Origin of the sequence: Parafrankia colletiae (assembly GCF_001854655.1) — a bacterium.
In the GTDB taxonomy this organism is placed as follows: Bacteria; Actinomycetota; Actinomycetes; order Frankiales; family Frankiaceae; genus Parafrankia; species Parafrankia colletiae.
Genome location: NZ_MBLM01000152.1, coordinates 251934 through 274274 on the forward strand (window position 1 = coordinate 251934; position 22341 = coordinate 274274).

Below are 22341 nucleotides of genomic sequence, written 5' to 3' on the forward strand. Positions count from 1 at the left end.
CCCGGCCGGTCACCTGGTGAAGTGCCGCAGCGCGAGATCGTGCAGGTGGCCGTTCGTGGTGAGGATGGTGCCCCCCGCCGGCCCGCGCTGACCGCGCAGATCAGTGAACCGGCCGCCGGCCTCCTCGACGATGATCTGCAGAGCGGCGAGGTCCCACAGCGAGACCTCCGGCTCGCAGGCGAGGTCGACGGCGCCCTCGGCGACCATCATGTGCGACCAGAAGTCGCCATAGGCGCGGCTGCGCCAGACCTGCTCCGCCAGGCTCAGGAACTCGGGCAGGCGGTCCGCGGTGCGCCACCCCTCGATGGAGGCGAAGGACAGGAAAGCGTCCGAGAGCCGGGCAACGGAGGAGACCCGCAGCGCCCGGGTGTCCCCGGTGGCGTCGCGGGTGAAGGCGCCCGTGCCGCGGGCGGCCCACCAGCGGCGGCTCATCGCCGGCGCGCTCGCGACCCCGACGACGATCTCGCCGTCGACCTCGAGGCCGAGCAGCGTGCCCCACACCGGCACGCCGCGTACGAAGTTCTTCGTGCCGTCGACCGGGTCGAGGATCCAGCGCCGCCGGGTGTTCTCACCGACGAGGCCCTCCTCCTCGCCCAGTACCCCGTCCCCGGGGCGCGCGGCGGCAAGCCGTTCTCTGATCATGGACTCGACGGCGGTGTCCGCGTCCGAGACCGGGGTGTTGTCGGGCTTCGACTCGACGTGAAGGTCCACCGCCTGGAAGCGGGAAAGGGTGATCCGGTCGGCGGCGTCGGCGAGGCTCAGAGCGAGGGCGAGGTCATCGGCGATCCAGCCGGCGGGGTCGACCGCCCCGACCGGGTTGGTGCTGACGGGGCTCGGGTTTGACGGAGTCACGAGGGAAGACTACGAGTTTCGACGTCCGGGGATCGGGCGCGGTGCTCCGGCCCCACCGGGCCCGGCCGGCCCGGCCGGCGGCGGCACCGGCTCATCCGAGGGCCGCATCGTGCCGGGGCCGCCTGTTCCAGCGGTTCCGGCGCGCGCAGGCGGGGCGTACCCGTCGGCGGGCACCTGTCCGTAGAGCGCCTGGGTCCAGACAAGCGTGAGCGTTCTCACCACGTCGACGGGGTCGGCCCGGGGGTGGCGGCCGAGAGTTTCGCGCAGGTAGGCGTCCGTCATCGCCATCAGCGCCCGCGCGCTCTGCGGCTCCTGCTCGGCGGTGACCCGCCCGCGGGCGCGTTCCCGGCTGATCCGTTCCGTCACGGCGTCGGCGAACCCGTCGACGGCCATCTGCCGGTAGCGGGCCGCGAGGTCGGGGTCCGCGGCGGCGGCGTCCGCGATGGCGCTCAGCACCAGGCCGTGCCGCCGGTGGACGCCGACGAGGACGCGGGTGGAGCGCAGGCAGTCCTCGGCCGGGTCGCCGGTGCCGTCGAACCAGCCGGCGGACGTCGCGGCCAGCTCGCCCTCGATCTCATGGAGGAGCCGGCGCAGCAGGTCCGGGAGGTCGCGGAAGTAGGCGTAGAACGCCGAGCGGCCCAGGCCCGTCCGGGACATCAGCGCGGCGACGGTCATCGGCGCGCCCGTGTCGGATCCGATCATCTCGGTGGCGGCGCGGAGGATCTCGCGTTCGGCTTCCACCGGCTGCCGGCGCCGGCGTCTGGCGACGCGGGCGAACTCGGCCGCGCGCGGCAGCGTCCCTTGATCAATCACAGCCCGAGACTAGGTGCCGTCATAGCATGATCACTCTGTCCGGGGCAGGGTTTGTTGATCACATGACCGACGCTAGCCCTGCTGGGCCGCGCGCTGTGCTGGGACGCCCGTGGTTGTGCGGCCGCAGGGGCTTCTTCCGGCACGTCCCGCGCGCCTCCCCCGCCGCTGCACGTCACCCGGGTACGTCACCCAGGTCGACGTCACCCAGGTCGACGTCATCCGGGCACGTCACCCGCGCACGTCATCCGGGCGTCACCCGGGCGGCGAGCAGCCGCCGCAGGCTCTCCACCCGGACGGGGTCGGCCCGGCCGTGGCGGACGGCCTCGTCGAGGCCGCAGTCCGGCGAGGTCAGGTGATCGCAGCCGGGCTCGCAGTCGGCCGTCGCCGCCACGAGATCGTCGAACGCGAGCAGCACCCGGTTGAGCTGGACGGCCCCGAGCCCGAACGACCGGATACCGGGGGTGTCGACCACCGTCCCCCCGTCGGGGAGCTCCAGCGCGACGGCGGCGGACGAGGTGTGCCGGCCACGCCCGGTCACCGCGTTCACCACGCCGATCGCCTGGTCCGCGTCCGGAACCAGACGGTTCACCAGCGTCGACTTGCCGACCCCGCTGTGCCCGAAGAAGACGCTGGTCGCGTCCTGCAGCAGGCTCAGCAACGGGCTGAGGTCGCCGCCCGGCCGGGTGGTGACAACGGGCAGCCCGAGCGGCTGGTACGACTCCCGGACCGGCCCGGGGTCGGCGAGATCGGCCTTGGTCAGGCACAGCACCGGGGTGAGGCCGCCGTCGTACGCGGCGACCAGGCAGCGGTCGATCAGCCCGGTGCGCGGCGGGGGATCGGTCAGGGCACAGACGATCACCAGGAGGTCGGCGTTGGCGACGATCGGCCGCTCCACCGGGTCGGTGTCGTCGGCGGTGCGCCGCAGCAGGCTGCTCCGCTCGTCGCGGCGCACGATGCGCGCCAGCGAACCCGGCTGGCCCGACAGGTCGCCGACCAGCTCGACCCGGTCGCCGACGACGACGGACGTCCGGCGCATCGACCCGCCGCGCACCGCGGCGACGAACGGGGCGCCCGCCGCCGGCCGGCAGGTGTAGCGGCCCCGGTCCACCGCGACCACGACAGCTCCCGCCGCGTCCGCGTGGTCGGGGCGCAGCCGGGTCCGCGGCCGGGATCCCCGGCCCGGCCGGGTCCGGACGTCGTCCTCGTCCAACTCGCGTGCCACGGTGTCAGCCGGCCAGCATCGTCGTCCACATCCGGGCGAAATCGGGGACGGTCTTTCCGGTCGTGGCGATGTCGTCGACGGTGACGCCCGGCACCACCAGGCCCACGACGGCGAAGGTCATCGCCAGCCGGTGGTCGGCGTGCGGGTCGAGGCGGCCGCCGTGCAGCGGCGCCGGGTCGATCCGCAGACCGTCCTCGGTGACGGCGACCCGGGCGCCGAGCCTGCCGAGCTCGCTGGCCAGCGCGGCCAGTCGGTCCGTCTCCTGCAGGCGCAGGTGCGCGATGCCGCGCAGCCGGGACGGCGACTCCGCCAGCACGGCGAGCCCGGTCAGAACCGGCGCGGCCTCACCGAAGTCGGACAGGTCGACGTCGATGCCGGTGAGGCGCCCGCCACCGGTGACCCGCAGGCCCTCGGGGCCGAGTTCCGCCTGGCAGCCCATCGCCACCAGCAGGTCGGGAAGCATCCGGCCGGGCTGCTCGGTCCGCTCCGGCCAGCCCGGGATCGTCACCTGGCCGCCGGTGGCGGCCGCCGCGGCGAGGAAGGCGGCCGCGCTGTTGAGATCCGGCTCGATCACCCGGTCGCGTGCCTGCGGTCCGCCCGGCTCGACCCGCCAGCGCCGGGTCGACGGCGCCGCGCCGGGGTCGGCCTCGGCGCCGCGGCCACCCACGGCGGACGGATCATCCACGTGCACCACCACACCGGCCGCGCGCAGGTCGGCGACCGTCATGTCCAGGTACGGCCCGGACGGCAGCCGGTGGCCCGCGTGTGTCACGGTCGCCCCGCGCTCGAAGCGGGCCGCGCCCAGCAGCAGCCCGGACACCAGCTGGCTGGACGTCGACGCGTCCACGGTCACCGCTCCGCCGGGGATGCCGCCGCGGCCCCGCACCGTGAAGGGCATCAGGTCGCCGTCGATCCGCGCCCCGAGGCCGCGCAGTGCCGCCAGCAGCGGGGTGAGCGGGCGTTCCCGCATCCGCGGATCGCCGTCGAAGTGGACGTCGCCGCGGGCCAGCGTGGCCAGTGCCGGCGTGAAGCGTGCAACGGTCCCCGCGTTCCCGCAGTCGACCGTGGCCGCGCCGCCGCTGATCGCGCCGAGGGGCCCGGTGACGACCAGATCCGCCTCTCCGGGGGTGGCGGAGGTGCCCGGTGCCCCGGGCGCGTCGGTGACCTCCGCGCCGAGCGCCCGCAGCGCGCCCGCCATGAGCAGGGTGTCCCGCGAGCGCAGCGGCGCCCGCAGCCGGGACGTGCCATCGGCCACCGCGGCCAGGACGAGCGCCCGGTTCGTGCCCGATTTCGAGCCCGGGACGGCGACAGTGGCCCGGACCGGCCCGGTCGCCACCGGTGCCGGCCACGGGTCGATCTGTTCACGCTGCGCGTGGGTGGTGGTGGTCACCCTGCCAGCATGCCGGATCGGCGTCAGTCGGGCCGGCGGGCCGACGCGATCAGATGGATGCCGATCGACTCGCCCTCGCGCTCGGCGGCGAGCTCCACCTCGGTGCGGACGAGGGTGGGGAAGCAGGAGACGTCCTCGGCCACGGCCCGCCGGACGGCCTCCGCGGAGAGCACCGTGCGCGGACGGATCCAGTCGACCTCCAGGCCCGCGTTGGTCAGCAGGGCACGCAGCTCCTCGGGCCAGAAACAGCGGGTGATGGTCCCATCCTCCGCCGGAACGAGCACGACGTCGGCGCGTGGGACGTCCGACAGCTCCGCCCACCGGTGCTGCTCGGCGAGCCGCGCCAGGCCGAGCAGCAGCGAGTCGACGCACAGCAGCAGGCGGCCGCCGGGCCGCAGCATGCGGTAGATCTCCTCCAGCGTGGTCTCGGTGGCCAGGCAGAACGACAGCGCGCGGGCCTCGGCGAGGACTGCGTCAAAAGCGCCGGGGCGGAACCAGTCGAGCGAGCGGGCGTCGCCGACAACCCGCCTCAGCCGGCCCGGACCGGGCGCCGGACCGCCCTCGCCGGGCGCGTCGATGCTGCTCAGGCTGCCGACCACCCGCACCACCTCGTGGCCGGCGGCGACCATCTGGCGTGCGAATCTGGCCCGCGGGCCCGAGACGTCGAGGACGCGGACCGGCTCGGTGGGCAGCCACTCCCGCAGCTGGGCCGAGGCGACCTCCTCGTAGAAGGCCCAGTAGGGGTCGTCACTGTCGGCCGGGGCCTCACAGACCAGCGTGTTCGCCCGGGACGAGTGAGCGTCGGCTTCGGCGCCAGACAGCATTGACCGTTCCTACCCTTCGAGGGGTAATGATGCGAGGCAAGTCACACACGCACGGTGAAATTCTGACAGATGTTCAGCCCGACCACGCAGTGTCCCTCCGGAGTGGCTCGGGCAACGGAGAACACGGCGTGGCACTGCCCGCCGCCTCCGTGGATGTCGAATCCCCCGTAGAGGTGGACGGAGGACGCCTGCGCACGGTTCCCGCGCGGGCCGCCGGCCTGGCCCGGCCCGGCGCGACGGTGGTGCTGCTGCACGGAGCGGGCAGTGGCACCGACACCCCGGTGCTGACGGCGCTCGCGGGCCGCCTCACGGCCGCCGGCGTACGCGTCGCCGCGCTGGAGATGCCCTACCGGGTGGCCGGCCGCCGTGCCCCGGACCGCCCGGCCCGGCTGGACGCCGTGCTCACCGCGGCGACCGAGGCGCTGGGCCGGCCCGCGGTGCTGGGGCTGGCCGGCGCGTCGATGGGATCGCGGGTGGCGGTCCGGTGCGCCCGCGCCGTCGGGGCCCGCGCCGTGCTGGCGCTGGGCTTTCCCCTGCTGCCACCGGGCGGTCGGCCCTCGCGTGCCCCCGAGCTGGCCGGCGCGGGTGTTCCGGTACTGGTGGTCCAAGGGGAGCGGGACGCGTTCGGCACTCCCGTGCCCGACCCGGCGCCGCCCGACCCGGCCCGCGCGGTGTCGCTCCACGTCGTGGCGGGCGCCGACCACTCGTTCCGCGTCCGGCTCCGGGACGCCCGGACGGTGGAAGATGTGACAACCGAGGCCGCGGACGTCGGTGCCACCTGGCTGCTCGGCCACCTGTTCGGCGACGGGGCCTGAGCCCGGCCTGGTGACGGGGCCTGCCCGTGGGCAGGTGTCTGGGGTGCGGGCAGGCCACATCCCCGATATGTGCTCACGTCCACCTCTGATACCCAGCTTCGCGGCGGGGAACCGGGAATTGCGGCTGACGTTCGCGGGTTTGCCGAGGAGGAAGCGCTTGATGCCTGGTCCGGCCGGGCCGCACCGAGGTGGTGTGGTCCCGGGCGGGCCCGCGGCACGGAGGTTCGATGAGGTACCACCACGGCATTCCGGCGTCGCTGCCGGCGGAACACCGCGCGGCCCGACCCTCGCACGGCGGCCCCCCCGGTGGACCGGGACGCGCCCGGCCGACGGCGGGGGTATCGTCCGGCGCGGAGAGAAGGTTCGCCCGGGCGGTCACCGGCGGGGCGGCGTCCGGCCCACGGGCCGGCGCACGGCATGGTGAGGAAGTGATCCTGGTCGACGGGACCAACGACGAGACCGTGGAGGAGCGGGGCGCGCGTTTCGAACGCGACGCGCTGCCGTTCCTCGATCAGCTGTACGCGGCCGCGTTGCGCATGACACGCAATCCCGCCGACGCGGAGGATCTCGTTCAGGAGACCTTCGTGAAGGCGTTTGCGGCGTTCCACCAGTTCCAGGAGGGCACGAACCTCAAGGCCTGGCTTTACCGCATCCTGACGAACACCTTCATCAACACCTATCGGAAGCGGCAGCGGCAGCCGTTGCAGAGCCCGACCGAGCAGGTCGAGGACTGGCAGCTGGCCGAGGCGGAGTCGCACACCTCCACGGGGCTGAAGAGCGCCGAGGCGGAGGCGCTGGAGCACCTGCCCGACAGCGACATCACCCAGGCGCTCCAGGCACTTCCCGAGGACTTCCGGATGGCGGTCTACCTCGCCGATGTCGAGGGGTTCTCCTACAAGGAGATCGCCGAGATCATGGGCACGCCGATCGGAACGGTCATGTCCCGGTTGCACCGTGGGCGGCGGGGTCTGCGCAAGTCGCTCGAGCACTACGCGCTGGAGCGGGGCCTTGTGCCGGCCGGGACCGGCGAGAACGAGGGCGGTGGGTCGTGAGCTGCGGAGCTTCCCACAACATCGACTGCCGGAAGGTACTCGACGCGGTCTTCCTTTATCTGGACGGCGAGTGCAACGGCTCCGACCACAGCCTGATCCGCGCGCATCTGGACGAGTGCTCGCCGTGCCTGCGTGAGTTCGGCGTGGAACACGAGGTGAAGATGCTCGTCGCCCGCACCTGCGGCGGCGAGCGAGCGCCGGACTCGCTGCGGCTCAGTGTCATGGCCCGGCTACGGGCCGCCCGCTCGGGCGCCGACGCGGCCGAGTTCCGCCCGGAGTAGCCGCCGGGCAGCCGGCCGGGGTCCCGGCCCGGGGACCCACTGGGAGCCCGCCGGGTCGCCGAGGCGGCCCAGGGGCTCCGGATCAGCCGCGCACCGCGGGCGCAGGCCACCCGAAGGTGGCGGTTAGGCTCCGGGGCGTGCGTATCCTCGTCACCGGCGCGGCCGGGTTCATCGGTTCCACCGTCGTCGATCGGATGCTTGCTGACGGCCACCAGGTCGTCGGCCTGGACGACCTGTCGTCCGGGCGGCTGGAGAACCTGGCGCAGGCCTCGTCGGACGCCCGCTTCTCGTTCGAGCGCGGCGATATCACCGCCCCAGACCTGGCGGACTTCGTCGCCCGGGTCCGGCCGGACGTGATCGCGCATCTCGCCGCGCAGATCGACGTCCGGATCAGCGTGGCCAATCCGCTGCACGACGCGCGCCTCAACGTGCTCGGCACGATCAACGTGCTGGAGGCGGCCCGGCTGGCCGGCGCGTCGAAGGTGATCCACACCTCGTCCGGTGGCTCGATCTACGGCACCCCGACGGTGCTCCCGGTCGAGGAGTCGGCCGCGCCCGCGCCGGAGTCGCCGTACGCGGCGGGCAAGGCCGCCGGGGAGCTGTACCTCAACGTCTACCGTGCGACCTACGGGCTCGGCACCACAGCGCTCGCCCTGAGCAACGTCTACGGCCCGCGACAGGACCCGCACGGCGAGGCCGGGGTGGTGGCGATCTTCGGTACGGCGATGCTGGAGGGGCGCCCGACGAAGATCTTCGGTGACGRCACCACCAGCCGTGACTACGTCTACGTCGGCGACGTCGCGGACGCCTTCGCCCGCTGCCTGCCGGCCGAGGCTGCCAACGGCCGGCGGCTCAACATCGGTACGTCGGTCGAGACCACGGTCCGTGACCTGCACGGCCGGGTCGCGCGCCTCGTCGGCGTGCCGGACGAGCCGCAGTTCGCCCCGGCCCGGCCCGGYGAGCTGCAGCACATCTCGCTGAACGTCGACCTCGCTGGGCGCGAGGTGGGCTGGCGCCCGCAGGTCGGCCTCGACACGGGGCTCGGCAACACCGTCGACTGGATTCGGGGCCGGCTCACCGCCGCGACCGCGACGGCCGCCGCAGGCGGCGCCTGACCCGGGGACGGGTGGCGCAGCGCCCGGGCGGGCCTGGCCGGGCACAGCACAGCTGCCGCCCCGGCCCGCCCGGGCCGCCTGTCAGGTGTTCGGACGCTTGCCGTGGTTGGCCTTGTGCTTGGCCCTGGCGCGCCGCTTGCGCTTCTTCTTCGCCATGGTGGCCTCCTTTCCTCCGTCGGCCACATACTGCCAGCCCGCGGCTGCGGGTCGTCAGGACGGGCTCAGTCGACGGACTGGCGGGTGTCGCCGCCGCGGCGTCCCTCGGGCTCGGCGGCCGGCGGTCCGCTGACGGCGGTGCCGCTGGTTCCGGGACGGCCGTCCCTGCCAGCGTCATCGTCATCCGCCCCAGCGCCGCTCTCGGGGCTTCCGCCGCCGACGCCACCGTCGGCAGAGAGGCTGGCCGCGGGGCGGTCGCCCCCGGGACCGGCGCCTGACCGGCCGTCATCGGCTGCGGTGGCGCCCACGGGGACGGCAGCGCCCCGGACACCCGGCGGCGGCTCCTGGTCAGGCAACATCCCGAACGGCTCGTGGCCGACCGGTGCGAGGTGGTCTGGTCCGTCGTCGGCAGGATCGTCCTCGAGGACGATGTCATCGGCCGGGTCGTCGTCATCGGCCGGGTCGTCGTCCAGCTCGTTGTACGGGTCCTCGTCGAGGCTGTCCCCGTCGTGCGGGCCGGGTGCACGGCTGTCGCTGTCCCCGTATCCCTGCGGATCCGGGTCGAAGGGGGCTGGCGTGGTCCGGCGCGGCCGGCCGAGGTTGGCCGCCAGCCGTGCCTGCAGGGTCCGGCGCGCCCGCACCGGGGCCACCCCGCCGAACAGTCCCAGGCCGGCGGCCATCAGGACGTCCCCCAGACTGACCACCGCCGGAGCGGCGGGGGTGGGCAGCGGGAGGATGTCGCTGAGGATGCGCAGCGACGTGCCCGAATCCGCCACCGTGTGGAAGCCGGAGGACCTGATGTCCTCGACGGGCACTCCGGCGCGGTCGGCGCCCCACTCCGAGACGGGCATGTCCCCGCCGTTCGCGCTGATCACGACCGCGTTGAGGATCACGCCGGCRCACAGCAGGGGGAGGCCGGGGAGCCGGCTGTTGGTCAGGGCGAAGGCCAGCAGGCCGGCCGAGGCGAGGATCCAGGCCGGGCTGTGCAGTGGGCCGACGAGCCGGCCGAAGGCCAGCACCGCCACCACTCCGACGAACAGCAGGGGCCGGGCGATGTACACGCGGCTGAGGGCGTCCAGGGTCCCGCCCCTCGCGAGACCCACGGCCAACCCGCACAGGAGGGTCAGGAGGAGGAGTACGAGCACATCCGTAAGTGTGGAGGGTGCTGGCCCGGGCGCGCCGCACGGGCCGCCTGTGTGACCCGTCCGCCGTGGGTGCGGGCTGCCCGCACCCCGCCGACGTGGGCGGTGTCGGCCGCGGCGCCGCGGGGCGGCGGGTGCCCCTGCCCCCCGACCAGGCCCGTGGGTGTGGTCGGCGCGGACGGGCGGCGGCGGGGCAGGTGGCGGCAGGCAGACGGGGAGCCGCCCCGCGGCGAGTCGCCGGACTCGGGCCCGGGGCCCGGGCCGCGGCCACTACGCTCACATTGTCAGTGCCGCAACGTGGTCGAGGCCATGCGCGTGGTCGAGGCGAAGAGGAGATCTGCGATGGCGGAGGAAGTCCGTGCCGAGATGGTCGCCAATGTCTGGAAGGTCGTCGTCGGCGTGGGTGACTCCGTCGCCGCCGGCGACGCGCTGGTCATCCTCGACTCCATGAAGATGGAGATCCCGGTGATCAGCGAGGATGGCGGCACCGTCGCCAGCATCGCCGTGAACGAGGGCGACGTCGTGCAGGACGGCGACCTGATCGCCGTCGTCGAGTCCTGACCCGGCCGCGGCGGGCGGTTCGTGCCATAGGCTGACGTCTCATGGAGGCCTCGTTCTGCGACCGCTGCGGTCAGCTCGCGAGCATTGGCAGTCATGAGGTCTGTGCGCGTGCCCGGGCGCTCGAGCCCCCGCGTTACTGCACGTCCTGCCGGCGCCGCCTCGTCGTCCAGGTGACCCCGCTGGGGTGGACCGCGCACTGCGCGGAGCACGGTACGTCCACGGGCTCCTGAGACCCGGGCGCCGCCGACGGCGGCGCCCGGGTGGCCCGGCGGCGCTGTGGTGCGGGCGTCTACAGGGTGGCCTGCAGCGACTTGATCGGCATGCGGAGCTCGGCGAGCATGGCCAGGTCGCCGTCGGGGTTCTTGCCGAGGGTCGTCAGGTAGTTGCCGACGATCACCGCGTTGATACCGCCCTGCATGCCCTGGACGTCCAGGTCGCCGAGGGTGATCTCCCGGCCGCCGGCGTAGCGCAGGATGGTGCGCGGCAGCGCCAGCCGGAAGGCGGCGATGGTGCGTAGCGCCTCCCGCGCCTCGACCGGTGGGAGGTCGCCGAACGGCGTGCCCGGCCGCGGGTTGAGGAAGTTCAGCGGCACCTCGTCCGGCTCCAGGGCCGCGAGCTGGGCGGCCAGCTCGGCGCGCTGTTCCAGCGTCTCGCCGACACCGATGATCGCCCCGCAGCACAGCTCCATACCCGCGGCCCGGACGAGCTCGCAGGTCTCCCAGCGCTCCTCCCAGCTGTGGGTGGTGACCACCTGGGGGAAGTAGGAGCGGGCGGTCTCGAGGTTGTGGTTGTAGCGGTGGACGCCGAGGTCGGCGAGCTCGTCCACCTGCTCCTGCGTCAGCATGCCGAGCGAGCAGGCGACGTTGATGTCGACCGCCGCCCGGATCGCCGCCACGCCCTCGCGGATCTGCGCCATCAGCCGTGCGTCGGGTCCGCGGACCGCGGCGACGATGCAGAACTCGGTGGCTCCGGTCGCCGCCGTGGCCTTCGCGGCGTCGACGAGGGACGGGATGTCCAGCCAGGCGGAGCGCACGGGGGAGTCGAACCGCCCGGACTGCGAGCAGAAGTGGCAGTCCTCCGGGCAGCCGCCGGTCTTCAGGCTGATGATGCCCTCGACCTCGACCTCCGGCCCACACCAGCGCAGCCGCACCTCGTGGGCCAGCGCGAGCAGGTCGGTCAGCGTCTCGTCGGGCAGCCGGAGCACCGCCAGGACGTCCTGCTCGCCGAGCCCGCGGCCCTCCTCGAGGACCTGTTGCCGGGCCCGGGCGAGCAGGTCACCGTCGGCTGTCCCGGCGGCCGTGGACGTTTCCACTGTCGTGGTCACAGGTGCGGTCACAGGTTGGTCCTCATCGTGAGGTCGTGCCGGCGGCGTGGTGGTGTCCACCGGTCGGGCTTGGAGTGTCCATTGTTCAGTCATCCGCGCGGCTCGCGCGCGTGTTGTGACGTGCGTCCGCCTGGTGCCGCCCGCAGCCGCCCGGCGTTCTCATTCGTCCGGCACCGTCCTGGGGCCGTGGCACCGTCATGCAGTGTGCCGTGAGCGGAACCGTGCGGCGTTGAACGCGCCGCCGAGAGCTGGTTCCAGCGAGGCGCGCGCGACGTCCCGGAACCGCGCGGGGTCGAGCAGGCCGGCGCCGTCCGGGACGGCGCCGGCCAGCGGACGGGCAGCCAGCAGCTCCAGATCCGTGATGTTGCTGCGGGCGGCCAGATCCGGCTCGGCGGGCCAGGCGCCGATGACGATGCCGGCCAGATCCAGGCCGCGGTGCGCGATGGCCTCCAGGGTCAGCGCGGTCGCGTTGAGCGAGCCCAGGCCGGCCGTCGTCACCACCAGAACCGGCGCCCGCAGGTCACGGGCCAGGTCAGCGAGGGTGGAACCGCCGTCGTCGTACCGGACGAGCAGCCCGCCGGCGCCCTCGACCAGCACCAGCCGGCGGTCCGCCTGCAGCTCCCGGACGGTCCCGGCGACGGTGGCCAGGTCGAGGGTGGGCAGGCCGGCCCGTCGAGCGGCGCTGACCGGCGCGAGCGGGTCGGTGTACCGGGCGAGCTCGTGGACGTCGTCGACGCCGGAAAGGTCGCGCACCAGGTCCACGTCACCGAGCTCGCCGGCCTGCACGCCGGTCTGCGCCGGCTTGACCACCGCCACCGTGCTGCCGCGGTCGGCGGCCAGTGCCGCCAGCGCCGCGGTCACCACCGTCTTGCCCACCCCGGTCCCGGTCCCTGTGACGACAATCACGCTCACGGTGCGGGGGTCCGGGCGATCGCGCTGGTGATCACGCCGACGGCGCGCTCGATGTCCCCGTCGGTGAGGTCGGCCCGGGCGGCGACCCGCAGCCGGCTCGTCCCGGGCGGGACCGTCGGTGGCCGGAAGCAGCCGACGGCGACCCCGTCCTCCCGGCAGGCGGTGGCGACCGCGACAGCGCGCTCGGGATCTCCGAGCACCACGGAGACGACGGCCCCGGCCGGTTCCGGGGCGCCGGTCGCCTCGGCGATCTGCCTGGCCCGCCGCCGGACCTGGCCGGGCAGCTCCGGCCGTGCGGTCAGCAGCCGCAGCGCGGCCAGCGCGGAACCCGCACACGCGGGTGCCAGACCGGTGTCGAAGATGAAGGTGCGGGCGGTGTCGATGAGATGGTCGCGCAGCGCCGCCGGCCCCAGGACCGCCCCGCCCTGGCTGCCCAGCGATTTGGACAGCGTCACTGTCGCGACCACATCCGGCTCACCGGCCAGCCCGGCGGCGGCCAGTGCGCCGCGCCCGCCCGGGCCGACGACCCCCAGCCCGTGCGCCTCGTCGACCAGCAGCACGGCGCCGTGGCGCCGGGCGACCGCATGCAGGGCCGGCAGCGGAGCCAGGTCGCCGTCCGCGGAGAAGACCGAGTCGGTCAGGACGAAAGCCCGCCGCCAGACCCGGCTGGCCAGCGCCTCGTCGACGGCGGCGACATCCGCATGCGGGGTGACCAGCACCTCCGCCCGGGAGAGGCGGCAGGCGTCCACCAGCGACGCGTGGTTGCGCTCATCCGAGACGACCAGGTCACCTGGTCCCGTGAGCACGGTCAGCATCGCCAGGTTCGCCGCATAACCGGAGGAGAAGACCAGCGCGACGGAGAAGCCGAGGTGCGCGGCCAGCGCCTCCTCCAGCTCCCCGTGCAGGGTGGTGGTGCCGCTGACGAGCCGGCTCCCGGTCGACCCGGCACCGAACGCGCGTAGCGCCGCGATCCCGCCCTCGACCACCTCGGGATGGCGGGCCAGCCCGAGGTAGTCGTTGCCTGCGAGGTCGAGCAGCAGATCGCCGTTGGTCCAGGGCTGCAGAGAGCCCTGGACCGGCAGCTCGACCGGCCCGCCGGCGCCGCCCGCTGTCCGCGCTGTCCGCGCTGTCGCCGTGGCTCGTGGGGCGCGGGGGCGCAGCACGCGGTGCAGCCCGGAGGCCGCGCGCAGCCGCGCGGCCTCGTCCAGCCAGCCGAGCGGGTCCGACGCCGCTGCCGGGCCGGTCGTGTCAGCCGGGGTGGGTGCGGGCGGGGCGGGCGGGCCGCTGGTGGGCGTGTCCGTGTCACTGCTGGCCAGAGGGTCCAGGGGGCCGACCGGGGCGGCGGATGACGTGGTGCGGGTGGGATCGGGCGTCACGTCGGCGAGCGTACGGTGCATTCCGGCCCGGCCGCCCGGCACGCCGCGGGCGGCATCTGGCAGTCTGCGTGCCGTGGGAACCCTGGCCGACGCCCTGCGGGCGAGTACTGATCTCGCCGGCGACGACATCGACCACCTCCATGCCCTCGTCGAGGACTGGGCGCTGCTGGCCGACCTGTCGTTCGCCGACCTGCTGCTGCTCGTGCCCGTGCGGTCCGGCGCGGTCCGGRCCGGCCATGCCGGCGGCATGGAGTTCCAGGTCGTGGCGCAGGTACGGCCCACCACCGGTCCGACGGCCTACCACAACGACGAGGTGGGCAGCGTCGTCATCAACCGGTGGGTGGTCCAGAACGCCTGGCGGGAGCACCGCATCGCCCGGGAGGGCGAGCCCGAGTGGGACGGCGGGGTCCCCGTCCGTACCGAGGCGATCCCGGTCCGGCACGGCGACCGGGTGATCGCCGTCCTCGCCCGCGACACCAACCTCGCGACGACACGCACGCCGAGCGCGCTGGAATCGGCCTATCTCCAGGCCGCGAACAACCTCGCACTCATGATCGCCGAGGGTGCGTTCCCGTTCCGTGCGGGTTCGGCGGAGCTGCCGGAGCCGCCGCGGGTCGGCGACGGCATGATGCGCCTGGACGGCGCCGGCAAGGTCATCTTCGCCAGCCCGAACGCACTGTCCGCCTACCGCCGCCTCGGCTACACCGGGAACGTCACCGGTGAGGACCTGCGCACCGTGCACCGCGCCCTCAACCTGCCGGCGACGACGCCCGCGGTGTGGCATGCGATCAGCCGGCGGCGCCCGGTCGAGGTCGAGCTCGAGGTGGGCAGCACGGTGGTGCTCCTGCGCGCGATCCCGCTGTACCCGGGCGCGATCCGGGAGGTGCTCGTCCTCGTACGGGACGTCTCGGAGCTACGGCGCCGGGAGGCCCAGCTGCTGAGCAAGGACGCGACGATCCGTGAGATACATCACCGCGTCAAGAACAACCTGCAGACGGTGGCCGCCCTGCTGCGCCTGCAGATGCGGCGGACGAAGGCGGACGAGGCGCGGGACGCCCTGCGGGAGTCCGTGCGGCGGGTCACCTCGATCGCCGTCGTCCACGAGACGCTCTCGCAGACGCTGGGGGAGTCCGTGCCGTTCGACGAGATCGCCGACCAGATCACCTCGGTGACGGTCGACCTCGCCTCGACCGGGACGCGCGCCACGACGCGGCGCACCGGGTCGTTCGGGCAGCTGCCCGGCGAGCTCGCCACGCCGCTGGCCCTTGTGCTTTCGGAACTTCTGCAGAATGCTGTCGAACATGCGTTCGACGGATCGGCCGGGGGGATCGAGCTCCGCGTCCGGCGGGAGCTGGACCGCCTCGACGTCGTGGTCGCCGACGACGGGGCGGGCCTGCCGGAGGACTTCCAGCTCGAGCACTCGCCGCGGCTGGGCCTGCAGATCGTGCGGCAGCTGGTGCTCGGCGAGATGCGCGGGACGATCCGGCTGCAGGCCGGTCCGGCACGGGGGACGGAGGCCCTGCTGTCGATTCCACTTTCCTGAGGTTGCGTGTTTGAGGCTCGCATGGCCGGGTATGAGACCTGACGTGCCCTCTGACCGCCGCCGACGTGCGCTGGTTGCGTCGTCTCCCGCGGATGGGCGGAACGGGTTCGCTGCCTTCGATGGTGCGGGTGCCGCGGGTCGGTCGGCCACGGGTGGCACAGATGGCGAAGGTGGGGATCCGGAAGATTTTTCGGCCGCTCCGTCCGAGCCCGCACGTGGTGCAACGGCGGACCAGCGGACAGAGCGGCCGATGGTGTTACCTCTCGTGCCGTCCGCGCTGAGCGCGCACGGGACCCACTCCGCGGGAACGGGCACGGAGCACCTCGTTGCGCTGAGGCGTTGGCCGGGCTCGTCCGTGCGCGGAACGGCTGTTCACGATCATTGTTCGGTTGTGATCAGCCCACCGGCGGTGGGCCAGTTCGGTGCTGTCGCCGTCCGGCTTGATGCCGCCCCGGGCAGGGCGCCAACAGGCTCGGGCGGTTCGGGCCCAGGCTCAGGCGGTGCGGACCCGGAGGCGAACCTGACGCTTCAGCGCCCGTCGTTCGTCCTCGCTCAGCCCACCCCAGACCCCGGAATCCTGCCCGGTGTCGAGAGCCCAGTTCAAGCAGTCACTCGTGACCGCGCATCGCCTGCAGACGGCCTTCGCTTCTTCGACCTGGCGTTCTGCCGGACCGGTCGTACCGATCGGGAAGAAGAGCTCGGGATCCTCGTCACGGCAGAGCGCTCGGTGGCGCCAGTCCATGCGTACTACTCCCTCTCTCGTCTCGGACCACACTGCACATCAGACGCTCGGTGAGCCGCCTTGGTTGCGTCGCGTCCCGAAAGAAAATTCTGGATGTCGCGTCGGGCGCGGCGGCGGAGGCTTGTGCGAGTGCATGCGCGTGGTCCCAGGTGCACGTGCATCTACCTCGGACATTCGCCACCCTCCCACCGGAACGGGCAGGGGCGCAAGAACCTACCTGTGGTGTGACGGCGGTTCTGGCCGGTCCCTGTCCGCCAGGGACACGGCTGGACCACGGGTAACGCGACCGCCCATCGGGCATTGGCCATCGGGAGAGAATCCCGTGGCCATCGGCACTTCCAGGCTCTCCGGATCATGTTGGACCGTTGTGGGGTGCCCGAACGTCGGCCGATGCGGGAGCGCTCGGCGATGTTCACCTGGCGGCCATGCCGCCTGGTCATTCTGTGCTGCGTTGTCGCTTTGGTGTTGATTCTGGAGGCGTAAGGGCCATTCTGGCGCATCGCGCCGTGCGGTGCGCGCCGGGGTCCCACCGGGCCGGCCCGGCCGGCTGCCGCCACCGACGGAATCCGCTCGAAGGTCACCGTGCGTGGTGGTGATGCTGCGGTGGAAGTGCGGGGAACAGTCCATGCAGGATGGAGCGATGGAGGTTCTTGGCCATCGGGGCAGCCGGACACCTGGCCCCGAGAACACGGTCGAGGCTGTCGACGCCGCGTTACGAGCCGGCGCCGACGGCGTGGAGCTCGACATCCGGCGCAGCGCCGACGGTGATCTGGTCTGCGTGCACGACGCCCGGCTCCCGCGCCTCGGCGGTCGCGCCGTCATCCGGCGATCGACCAGGGAGCTGGCCAGCCGCGGGATCCCGGTACTGACCGACGTGCTCGACGTGTGGGCCGGCCGTGGCCGGCTCATCCTCGAGATCAAGAACCAGCCGGGCCAACCCGACTTCGACGCGCCGCGGGAGCGCACCGCCCGGGCGCTCATCGAGCTCCTGCGGGCCCGAGGCCTCCCGGGGCCGGGTCCGGCCACCCCCGGGCCGCCGGACGCGGTCGAGAGCCCCACCGGCGATCCCGGTGAACCCCGGCAGGACCCCGTCCCGGACGCGCGGGCGGACGGCGGTGGGCCGGGTGCCGGCTCCGCGTCCCAGCCGGGGATCACGGTGTCATCCTTCGACTGGTTCGCGATCGAGGCGGTCCGCGACGCCGGCCTCGGGATCGCGACCGCGTTCCTCACCATGCCGCGGATGTCGGTCAGCGGCGGGATCGCCTATGTCCGCTCCGCCGGCCACACCGAGCTCCACGCGCACGTGTCCGCCGTCCGCGGCGTGCCGGACGCGGTGCCGCGGGCACGCCGGGCCGGCGTCCGCCTGGTCACCTGGACGGTCACCGACCCCGCGGCGGCGCTCGAGCTGCGTGACGCCGGCGTCGACGGCATCATCTGCGACGACCCGGCCGGAATCACCACGGCACTCGGGAGATGACTGCGGTCAGACGGTGACTGTGGTCAGACGGTGACTGTGGTCAGACGGTGACTGCGACCAGGCGGTGACTGCGGTCAGGCGGTGACCGTGCGGGCGATGCCCGTGGTCAGGCGATGACCCGCAGGGCCCGCGGGTGATGGGTGAGCTCGACCGAGGTGAACAGGCCCAGCACCTCGCCGTCCATCTGCACGGCGACCGGCTCGTCGGAACGCAGCGTGATGGACGTCGCGTCGTGGAGCCCGTAGACGTTGCGGCCCCGCGGGTCGGCGTCCTCGCCGAGCATCTTCAGCCCGGTCCGCAGCACGCTGGTGAGCCGCGCCCGACGCAGGCCCAGCAGGTCCAGCCCGGTGTCGAAGGACGCGGTCGGGCAGGCTGCCACCGGGCGGTTGTTCAGGTAGGTCCAGGGCCGGGTGTTGCACACGATCGCCAGCGACACCTCGGCCGGTGCGCGGCCGCCGTCACCGCCCGCCACCGACCCGCCGTCACCATCGCGGTCGCGGTCACCGTCGCCGAACGCGGTTCCGGCCTCGTGGCCCGTACCGTCCGCGGGAGCCGCGCTCTCGGGAGCGCCGTCCGCCTCGTCGAGGATTCCGCGCAGGTCCGGGACGCCACCGGTCGAACTGACGGAGATCGTCGGACCGGACCGGCCGGTCCGACGCAGCAGCTCCGTGACCGCACAGCGCACGAACAGCCCCGGGGTGCTGCGTCGGCCCTTCTCCCGGCGCCGCTCGACAGCGGCGACCACGTCGGCGTCCAGCCCGACACCCAGGCAGAAGGCGAAGTACCGCTGCTGGTCGCCGTAGTGGGCCAGCCCGACGCTCACCTCGCGGCTGCGACCCTCCCGCAGGGCGGCGAGCAGCTCACCGGTGGCCTCGACCGGCGACGACGAGTACCCGAGCGCCCGGGTGAAGACGTTCGTGCTGCCGCCGGGAACCACGGCGAGCGCGGGGCCGCCGGCGGCCGGGCCGCTGCTCACCAGGCCGTTCACGATCTCGTTGACGGTGCCGTCACCGCCGAGGACGATCACGACGTCCACGCCCATCTCACGGGCGTCGGCCCCGAGCTCGACGCCGTGGCCACGGCCCTTGGTGACAACCGTCTCCAGGTCCACGTCAGCGGCGAGTGCAGTGACGAGAACGTCGCGGACCCGCTCAGTAGTGGTGGTCGCAACCGGATTGACGACCAGCAGCCCGCGCATGGCAATACGGTAGCCTGCGCAGTCATTCAGGGCGTCGGCTGGGAAAACTCTCACACCGTCCGTGCTGACCCGGCGCCGCCGCGCGGCTGGGTGGCGGGCCCGCGGCCGCGGGCACGTAATCTCGACGGATGGGTACCAACCGCGGCGTCGCGGGGGAGCCAGGCGGCGGTCCGGCGCAGCAGACGCGTGCCGTGCCGCGGCCCCTGCTCGTCGCGGGAGCGCTGCTCGGGCTCCAGACGGTGGTGTTGACCGGCCTCGGAGTGCTGCTGGTGGTCCGGGGGTTCGGCTCCGACATCGACGACGTCGGGCGGGCGGAGACAGGCGGCCTGCTGGCGCTGGTCGGCGCGGCTGGTCTCGGCCTCGTCACCTGGGGTGTGCTGCGCGGGCGGGAGGGGTTCCGCTCACCCGCGCTGGTGACCCAGGTGCTGTGCCTCCCTGTCGCCTGGGGGCTGCTCCAGGGGGGTCTCTACGGCTACGGGGTGCCCCTGATCGTGGTGCCGATCGTGATCATTGTCGCGCTCGCCCTCGGCGGGGTGTACGCCCGTCCCGGCGCCAGCCAGGAGCAGTAGCTCCGGCCTGGAGCAGGAGCGCCGGTCTGGCCTGCCAGCGCCGGTCCCTGGAGCGGTGGCGAGCCGGGGGCAGAAGGGCACGGAGCTGGACCGACCCGGGCCCGGGGGTCGGTCGTCGGTCTGGTCAGCCGTCCTCAAGCAGCCCACGGCGCAGCTGGGCCAGCGTGCGGGCCAGCAGGCGGGACACGTGCATCTGCGAGATCCCGAGCTCGTTCGCGATCTGTGACTGCGTCATGTTGCCGAAGAACCGGAGGAGCAGGATGCGCTTCTCCCGCGGCGGCAGCTTCTCCAGGAGCGGCTTGAGCGACTCCCGGTACTCCACGCCCTCGAGCGACTCGTCCTGCACGCCGAGCGTGTCCGCGACGGCCGGTGCCTCGTCGTCGCCGGAGTCGGGCGCGTCGAGGGACACCGCGGAGTAGGCGTTCGCCGACTCCAGTCCCTCGAGGACCTCCTCCTCGGTCATCTCCAGGTGACGGGCGATCTCGCTGACCGTCGGCGAGCGGCCCAGCGACTGGGAGAGCTCGGAGGTCGCCTTCGTCAGCGAGAGCTTCAGCTCCTGGAGCCGGCGGGGCACCCGGATGGCCCAGCCCTTGTCCCGGAAGTGGCGCTTGATCTCGCCGACGATGGTCGGAGTGGCGTAGGTCGAGAACTCGACCCCGCGCTCGGGGTCGAACCGGTCGACCGACTTGATGAGGCCGATCGTCGCGACCTGCACCAGATCGTCGAGGGGCTCGCCGCGGTTTCGGAAGCGCCGGGCGAGGTACTCGACGAGCGGGAGATGCATGCGGACGAGCTGGTCACGCACAGCGGCCCGCTCCGGGTCGCCCTGCGGCAGGGATACCAGCTGCGCGAACAGGGCCCGGGCACGGACCCGGTCCGGGGAGGTGCTGCGCTCCGGAGCCGCACCCGCCTCGGGACCGGTGGTCTCAGCGGTCTCAGTGGTCTCGGCTGGGCTCTCCGGGTGCGCCTGTGCGCCCAGCGCCGGGGGCGCGGGGCTGCCCGTGGCGGATCCGCGCCCGGCGGCGCCGGCGGGCGGGGCGTGGCCGTTCTTCTCCCGGCCCGCTCCCGGCCCGCTCAGGGTGACGCCGGCGACCTCGCCGGCGTTGCGTTGGCTGATGGCCGCGACCGGGTCGCCCGCGCCAGCGGGATCGTGGCCGCCCGCGTGGCCTACGGGTGCGGATCGGGGCGTGGTGGGTGTTCTGCCGGCTGAAGTCACAACGTGCCTACCGTGTCGCCGAGGGCCGCTGCGGAGGCCGCACCTGAGCCGCGGACGTGCCCGGCCGGGGGCTCACCCAGGTCGGCCCGGACGCCGCGACGCTTCTGGAGGGCAATGCTGACCCGGGAGCCCGGGCCCGTCGAGCTGGAGACGTCACCGGCCAGCGCGGTCAGCACCGTCCACGCGAACGTCTCCTTGGACGGTGGTTCGCCGTCGAGGCTCTCGACCGTGACCAGGACCTTCATCACGCCGGGTTCCAGGGCGAAGCTGCATTCCAGGGCGGATCCGGGCACCGCGGAGACGAGTAGCAGCGCGCACGCCTCGTCCACCGCGATACGGAGATCCTCGATGTCGTCGAGAGTGAAGTCCAACCGGGCCGCGAGGGACGCTGTGGCCGTCCGCAGGACGGTCAGATAGGCGCTCGCGGCGGGCAGGGTGAGCTGGACGACGTCGTGCGGGCCGCTGTCGCCGGTGGCGCCGCCCGAGATGCCGTCCGAGTTCTCCGCGCCGCCGGTAGAAGGCGTCGGATTCACGTTCCTACCCCCAAGAGCCCGGGTCGTGCGAGGAAGGTCCTCGTCGATGATGTCTGTCGCGTGCCTGGTGTCTGTCTCGTGTCTGGTACGTCGTGTCCGGTACTTCATGCCTGGTGCCGTGCTGACGGTGCGTCGTGCTGTTCCCCTTGTGTTCCGCTGCGCCGCGTGAGCCGCCGGACGCCCTGCCGATTGTGCCGCCGGCCTGGATGGGACCGCCGGCCCACTCCGTTGCGCCGGTGCTCGTCGCCGCCTTGGATTCTCGCCGTACCAGCTGCCGTTCGTGCGTGGATCTCGCCCTTCGTGCGCCCGAACTTCCGGTGCCGGGCGCTCCCGGCGCGTCGGCGCCGGATACCAGAGCGTTGTCACCACGCCGTGACGGCCTCCGGCCCGGGGGTGTGATGTCCGTTTCCGGACGACACTCCGGTGGTGAGCCCTGCCCTGTTCCGCAGGGCGTTACTCCGATGATGGCCCTGCCCGGGTTGACCACCTGGCATGGCCTCCCGTCGTTCACCACCGTACCCAGGCTGCCTGGTGTGTCGCAGGTCGGGTGATCAGAAGACGCGCGTCGGGCCCACGTGGTCGGGAATGGCCGGTTCATGCCGGCCACCTGGGAATTCGTCGCCCGGCGCGGGCCGCTGGAAGGGCGCGCGCACAGGCCTGATGACCACTTCGTGCGGACGTTCGGACCACGACACGTTGCCGTGAAGGTGCATGTCAGCCGACATCGTCACCAGGCGGCCGCCGGTGCGCCAGCGCGTCGATGGCCGCTGCGTCGAGGCGCCAGGTGGTCCACTCCTCGGTGGCCGTCGCCCCCACCGAGCGGTAGAAGTCGTGCGCGGGCGTGTTCCAGTCCAGCACGGCCCATTCCAGGCGCTGGTAGCCATGCCGCGCGCACAGCCGGGCGAGTTCGCGCAGCAGCGCGCGGCCGTGCCCTTCGCGGCGATGTTCGGGCCGGACGAAAAGGTCGACCAGATACATCCCGGCCTGGCCGGTCCAGGTTGAGAACGTCGGGTGCCAGAGCGCGCATCCGAGGACGTCGCCTCCCTGGCCCGGAGCGGTCGCGACCAGGCAGTGCACCGCCGGTGGGTCGCCGAAGAGAGCGACGGTGAGGTCGTCCGGGGTCATGGCCACCGCGTCCGGCTCCCGCTCGTAGGCGGCGAGGTCGCGGACCAGACCGATGACGGGAACGACGTCCGCGCGTTCAGCCGTTCTGATCATGTCGGCTCCG

Annotated in this window: 24 protein-coding genes; 9 read left to right on the forward strand and 15 right to left on the reverse strand. The window is 73.3% G+C overall.

All coding sequences use genetic code 11. The features are described 5' to 3' along the window. Positions 1-9: 9 nt before the first annotated feature. From hisN to CC117_RS27930, 5 genes are all read right to left on the reverse strand, one after another. Positions 10-852, reverse strand: coding sequence for a histidinol-phosphatase (gene hisN, locus CC117_RS27910; protein WP_018634494.1), 843 nt, complete (start codon positions 850-852; stop codon positions 10-12). A 9-nt stretch (positions 853-861) separates the two neighbouring features. After that, positions 862-1665, reverse strand: coding sequence for a TetR family transcriptional regulator (locus tag CC117_RS27915; RefSeq protein ID WP_071089316.1), 804 nt, complete (start codon positions 1663-1665; stop codon positions 862-864). A 241-nt stretch (positions 1666-1906) separates the two neighbouring features. Next, the gene (gene rsgA / locus CC117_RS27920) at positions 1907-2887 is read right to left on the reverse strand and encodes a ribosome small subunit-dependent GTPase A (protein ID WP_071089319.1); all 981 of its coding nucleotides are present in this window, start codon (positions 2885-2887) and stop codon (positions 1907-1909) included. 4 nt (positions 2888-2891) lie between these two features. Continuing rightward, complete coding sequence (gene aroA / locus CC117_RS27925) at positions 2892-4277, reverse strand: 3-phosphoshikimate 1-carboxyvinyltransferase (RefSeq protein ID WP_084132913.1); 1386 nt, start codon at positions 4275-4277, stop codon at positions 2892-2894. Positions 4278-4300: 23 nt separating this feature from the next. After that, entirely contained in the window at positions 4301-5101 is an 801-nt protein-coding gene (locus CC117_RS27930) for a class I SAM-dependent methyltransferase (RefSeq protein ID WP_071089322.1), read from the reverse strand. 173 nt (positions 5102-5274) lie between these two features. Between CC117_RS27930 and CC117_RS27935 the strand changes: the two genes are divergently transcribed. The 4 genes from CC117_RS27935 (at position 5275) to CC117_RS27950 (ending at position 8364) form a co-directional block, all read left to right on the forward strand. Beyond that, positions 5275-5916 carry an alpha/beta hydrolase family protein gene (locus CC117_RS27935; RefSeq protein WP_084132940.1) on the forward strand — a complete coding sequence of 214 codons (642 nt, stop codon included), beginning with the start codon at positions 5275-5277 and terminating at the stop codon, positions 5914-5916. A 227-nt stretch (positions 5917-6143) separates the two neighbouring features. Continuing rightward, the gene (locus tag CC117_RS27940; protein WP_321572650.1) at positions 6144-6968 is read left to right on the forward strand and encodes a sigma-70 family RNA polymerase sigma factor; all 825 of its coding nucleotides are present in this window, start codon (positions 6144-6146) and stop codon (positions 6966-6968) included. Beyond that, positions 6965-7249 (forward strand): mycothiol system anti-sigma-R factor, encoded by a 285-nt coding sequence (gene rsrA / locus CC117_RS27945; RefSeq protein WP_071089326.1) that lies wholly within the window; start codon positions 6965-6967, stop codon positions 7247-7249. The genes CC117_RS27940 and rsrA overlap by 4 nt, the downstream gene beginning before the upstream one ends. 137 nt (positions 7250-7386) lie before the next feature. Next, the gene (locus CC117_RS27950) at positions 7387-8364 is read left to right on the forward strand and encodes an NAD-dependent epimerase/dehydratase family protein (RefSeq protein ID WP_071089329.1); all 978 of its coding nucleotides are present in this window, start codon (positions 7387-7389) and stop codon (positions 8362-8364) included. Positions 8365-8445: 81 nt separating this feature from the next. On the opposite strand, the gene CC117_RS40700 is transcribed toward CC117_RS27950, so the two are convergent. Together CC117_RS40700 and CC117_RS27955 are read right to left on the reverse strand one after the other, a co-directional pair. After that, positions 8446-8520, reverse strand: coding sequence for a 50S ribosomal protein bL37 (locus CC117_RS40700; RefSeq protein ID WP_369809780.1), 75 nt, complete (start codon positions 8518-8520; stop codon positions 8446-8448). Positions 8521-8585: 65 nt separating this feature from the next. Further along, a complete protein-coding gene (locus tag CC117_RS27955; protein ID WP_241830484.1) occupies positions 8586-9623 on the reverse strand; it encodes a DUF5317 domain-containing protein in 1038 nt (345 codons plus the stop codon). Positions 9624-10004: 381 nt separating this feature from the next. On the opposite strand from CC117_RS27955, the gene CC117_RS27960 reads away from it, so the two are divergent. Continuing rightward, positions 10005-10223 carry a biotin/lipoyl-binding carrier protein gene (locus CC117_RS27960; RefSeq protein WP_071089335.1) on the forward strand — a complete coding sequence of 73 codons (219 nt, stop codon included), beginning with the start codon at positions 10005-10007 and terminating at the stop codon, positions 10221-10223. A 41-nt stretch (positions 10224-10264) separates the two neighbouring features. Further along, complete coding sequence (gene bsaP, locus CC117_RS40705) at positions 10265-10453, forward strand: biotin synthase auxiliary protein BsaP (RefSeq protein WP_084132915.1); 189 nt, start codon at positions 10265-10267, stop codon at positions 10451-10453. 59 nt (positions 10454-10512) lie between these two features. Here bsaP and bioB read toward each other — a convergent pair whose 3' ends face one another. From bioB to CC117_RS27975, 3 genes are all read right to left on the reverse strand, one after another. Next, positions 10513-11559 (reverse strand): biotin synthase BioB, encoded by a 1047-nt coding sequence (bioB, locus tag CC117_RS27965; protein WP_071089337.1) that lies wholly within the window; start codon positions 11557-11559, stop codon positions 10513-10515. Between the two features lie 183 nt (positions 11560-11742). Next, positions 11743-12459: a dethiobiotin synthase gene (gene bioD / locus CC117_RS27970; protein WP_071089340.1), complete on the reverse strand. Its 717-nt coding sequence runs from the start codon at positions 12457-12459 to the stop codon at positions 11743-11745. Continuing rightward, entirely contained in the window at positions 12456-13856 is a 1401-nt protein-coding gene (locus CC117_RS27975; protein ID WP_116287917.1) for an 8-amino-7-oxononanoate synthase, read from the reverse strand. The genes bioD and CC117_RS27975 overlap by 4 nt, the downstream gene beginning before the upstream one ends. Before the next feature lie 52 nt (positions 13857-13908). Here CC117_RS27975 and CC117_RS27980 point away from each other — a divergent pair, with 52 nt between their 5' ends. Next, on the forward strand, positions 13909-15378 hold the full coding sequence (locus CC117_RS27980) for a sensor histidine kinase (RefSeq protein WP_071089599.1): 1470 nt from the start codon (positions 13909-13911) through the stop codon (positions 15376-15378). 493 nt (positions 15379-15871) lie between these two features. On the opposite strand, the gene CC117_RS27985 is transcribed toward CC117_RS27980, so the two are convergent. Further along, entirely contained in the window at positions 15872-16120 is a 249-nt protein-coding gene (locus CC117_RS27985) for a WhiB family transcriptional regulator (RefSeq protein WP_018634477.1), read from the reverse strand. A gap of 640 nt (positions 16121-16760) precedes the next feature. On the opposite strand from CC117_RS27985, the gene CC117_RS27990 reads away from it, so the two are divergent. Beyond that, positions 16761-17597: a glycerophosphodiester phosphodiesterase gene (locus tag CC117_RS27990; RefSeq protein ID WP_071089343.1), complete on the forward strand. Its 837-nt coding sequence runs from the start codon at positions 16761-16763 to the stop codon at positions 17595-17597. A 106-nt stretch (positions 17598-17703) separates the two neighbouring features. On the opposite strand, the gene CC117_RS27995 is transcribed toward CC117_RS27990, so the two are convergent. Then, on the reverse strand, positions 17704-18795 hold the full coding sequence (locus CC117_RS27995) for a diacylglycerol/lipid kinase family protein (RefSeq protein ID WP_071089345.1): 1092 nt from the start codon (positions 18793-18795) through the stop codon (positions 17704-17706). A 128-nt stretch (positions 18796-18923) separates the two neighbouring features. On the opposite strand from CC117_RS27995, the gene CC117_RS28000 reads away from it, so the two are divergent. Next, entirely contained in the window at positions 18924-19364 is a 441-nt protein-coding gene (locus CC117_RS28000; protein ID WP_071089358.1) for a hypothetical protein, read from the forward strand. Between the two features lie 124 nt (positions 19365-19488). On the opposite strand, the gene CC117_RS28005 is transcribed toward CC117_RS28000, so the two are convergent. The 3 genes from CC117_RS28005 to CC117_RS28015 form a co-directional block, all read right to left on the reverse strand. Beyond that, positions 19489-20580 (reverse strand): RNA polymerase sigma factor SigF, encoded by a 1092-nt coding sequence (locus CC117_RS28005; RefSeq protein WP_084132917.1) that lies wholly within the window; start codon positions 20578-20580, stop codon positions 19489-19491. Beyond that, on the reverse strand, positions 20577-21113 hold the full coding sequence (locus CC117_RS28010; RefSeq protein ID WP_071089361.1) for an ATP-binding protein: 537 nt from the start codon (positions 21111-21113) through the stop codon (positions 20577-20579). Before CC117_RS28010 ends, CC117_RS28005 begins: the two co-directional genes overlap by 4 nt. A 714-nt stretch (positions 21114-21827) precedes the next feature. Further along, a complete protein-coding gene (locus CC117_RS28015) occupies positions 21828-22331 on the reverse strand; it encodes a GNAT family N-acetyltransferase (RefSeq protein WP_071089364.1) in 504 nt (167 codons plus the stop codon). Positions 22332-22341 lie beyond the last annotated feature (10 nt).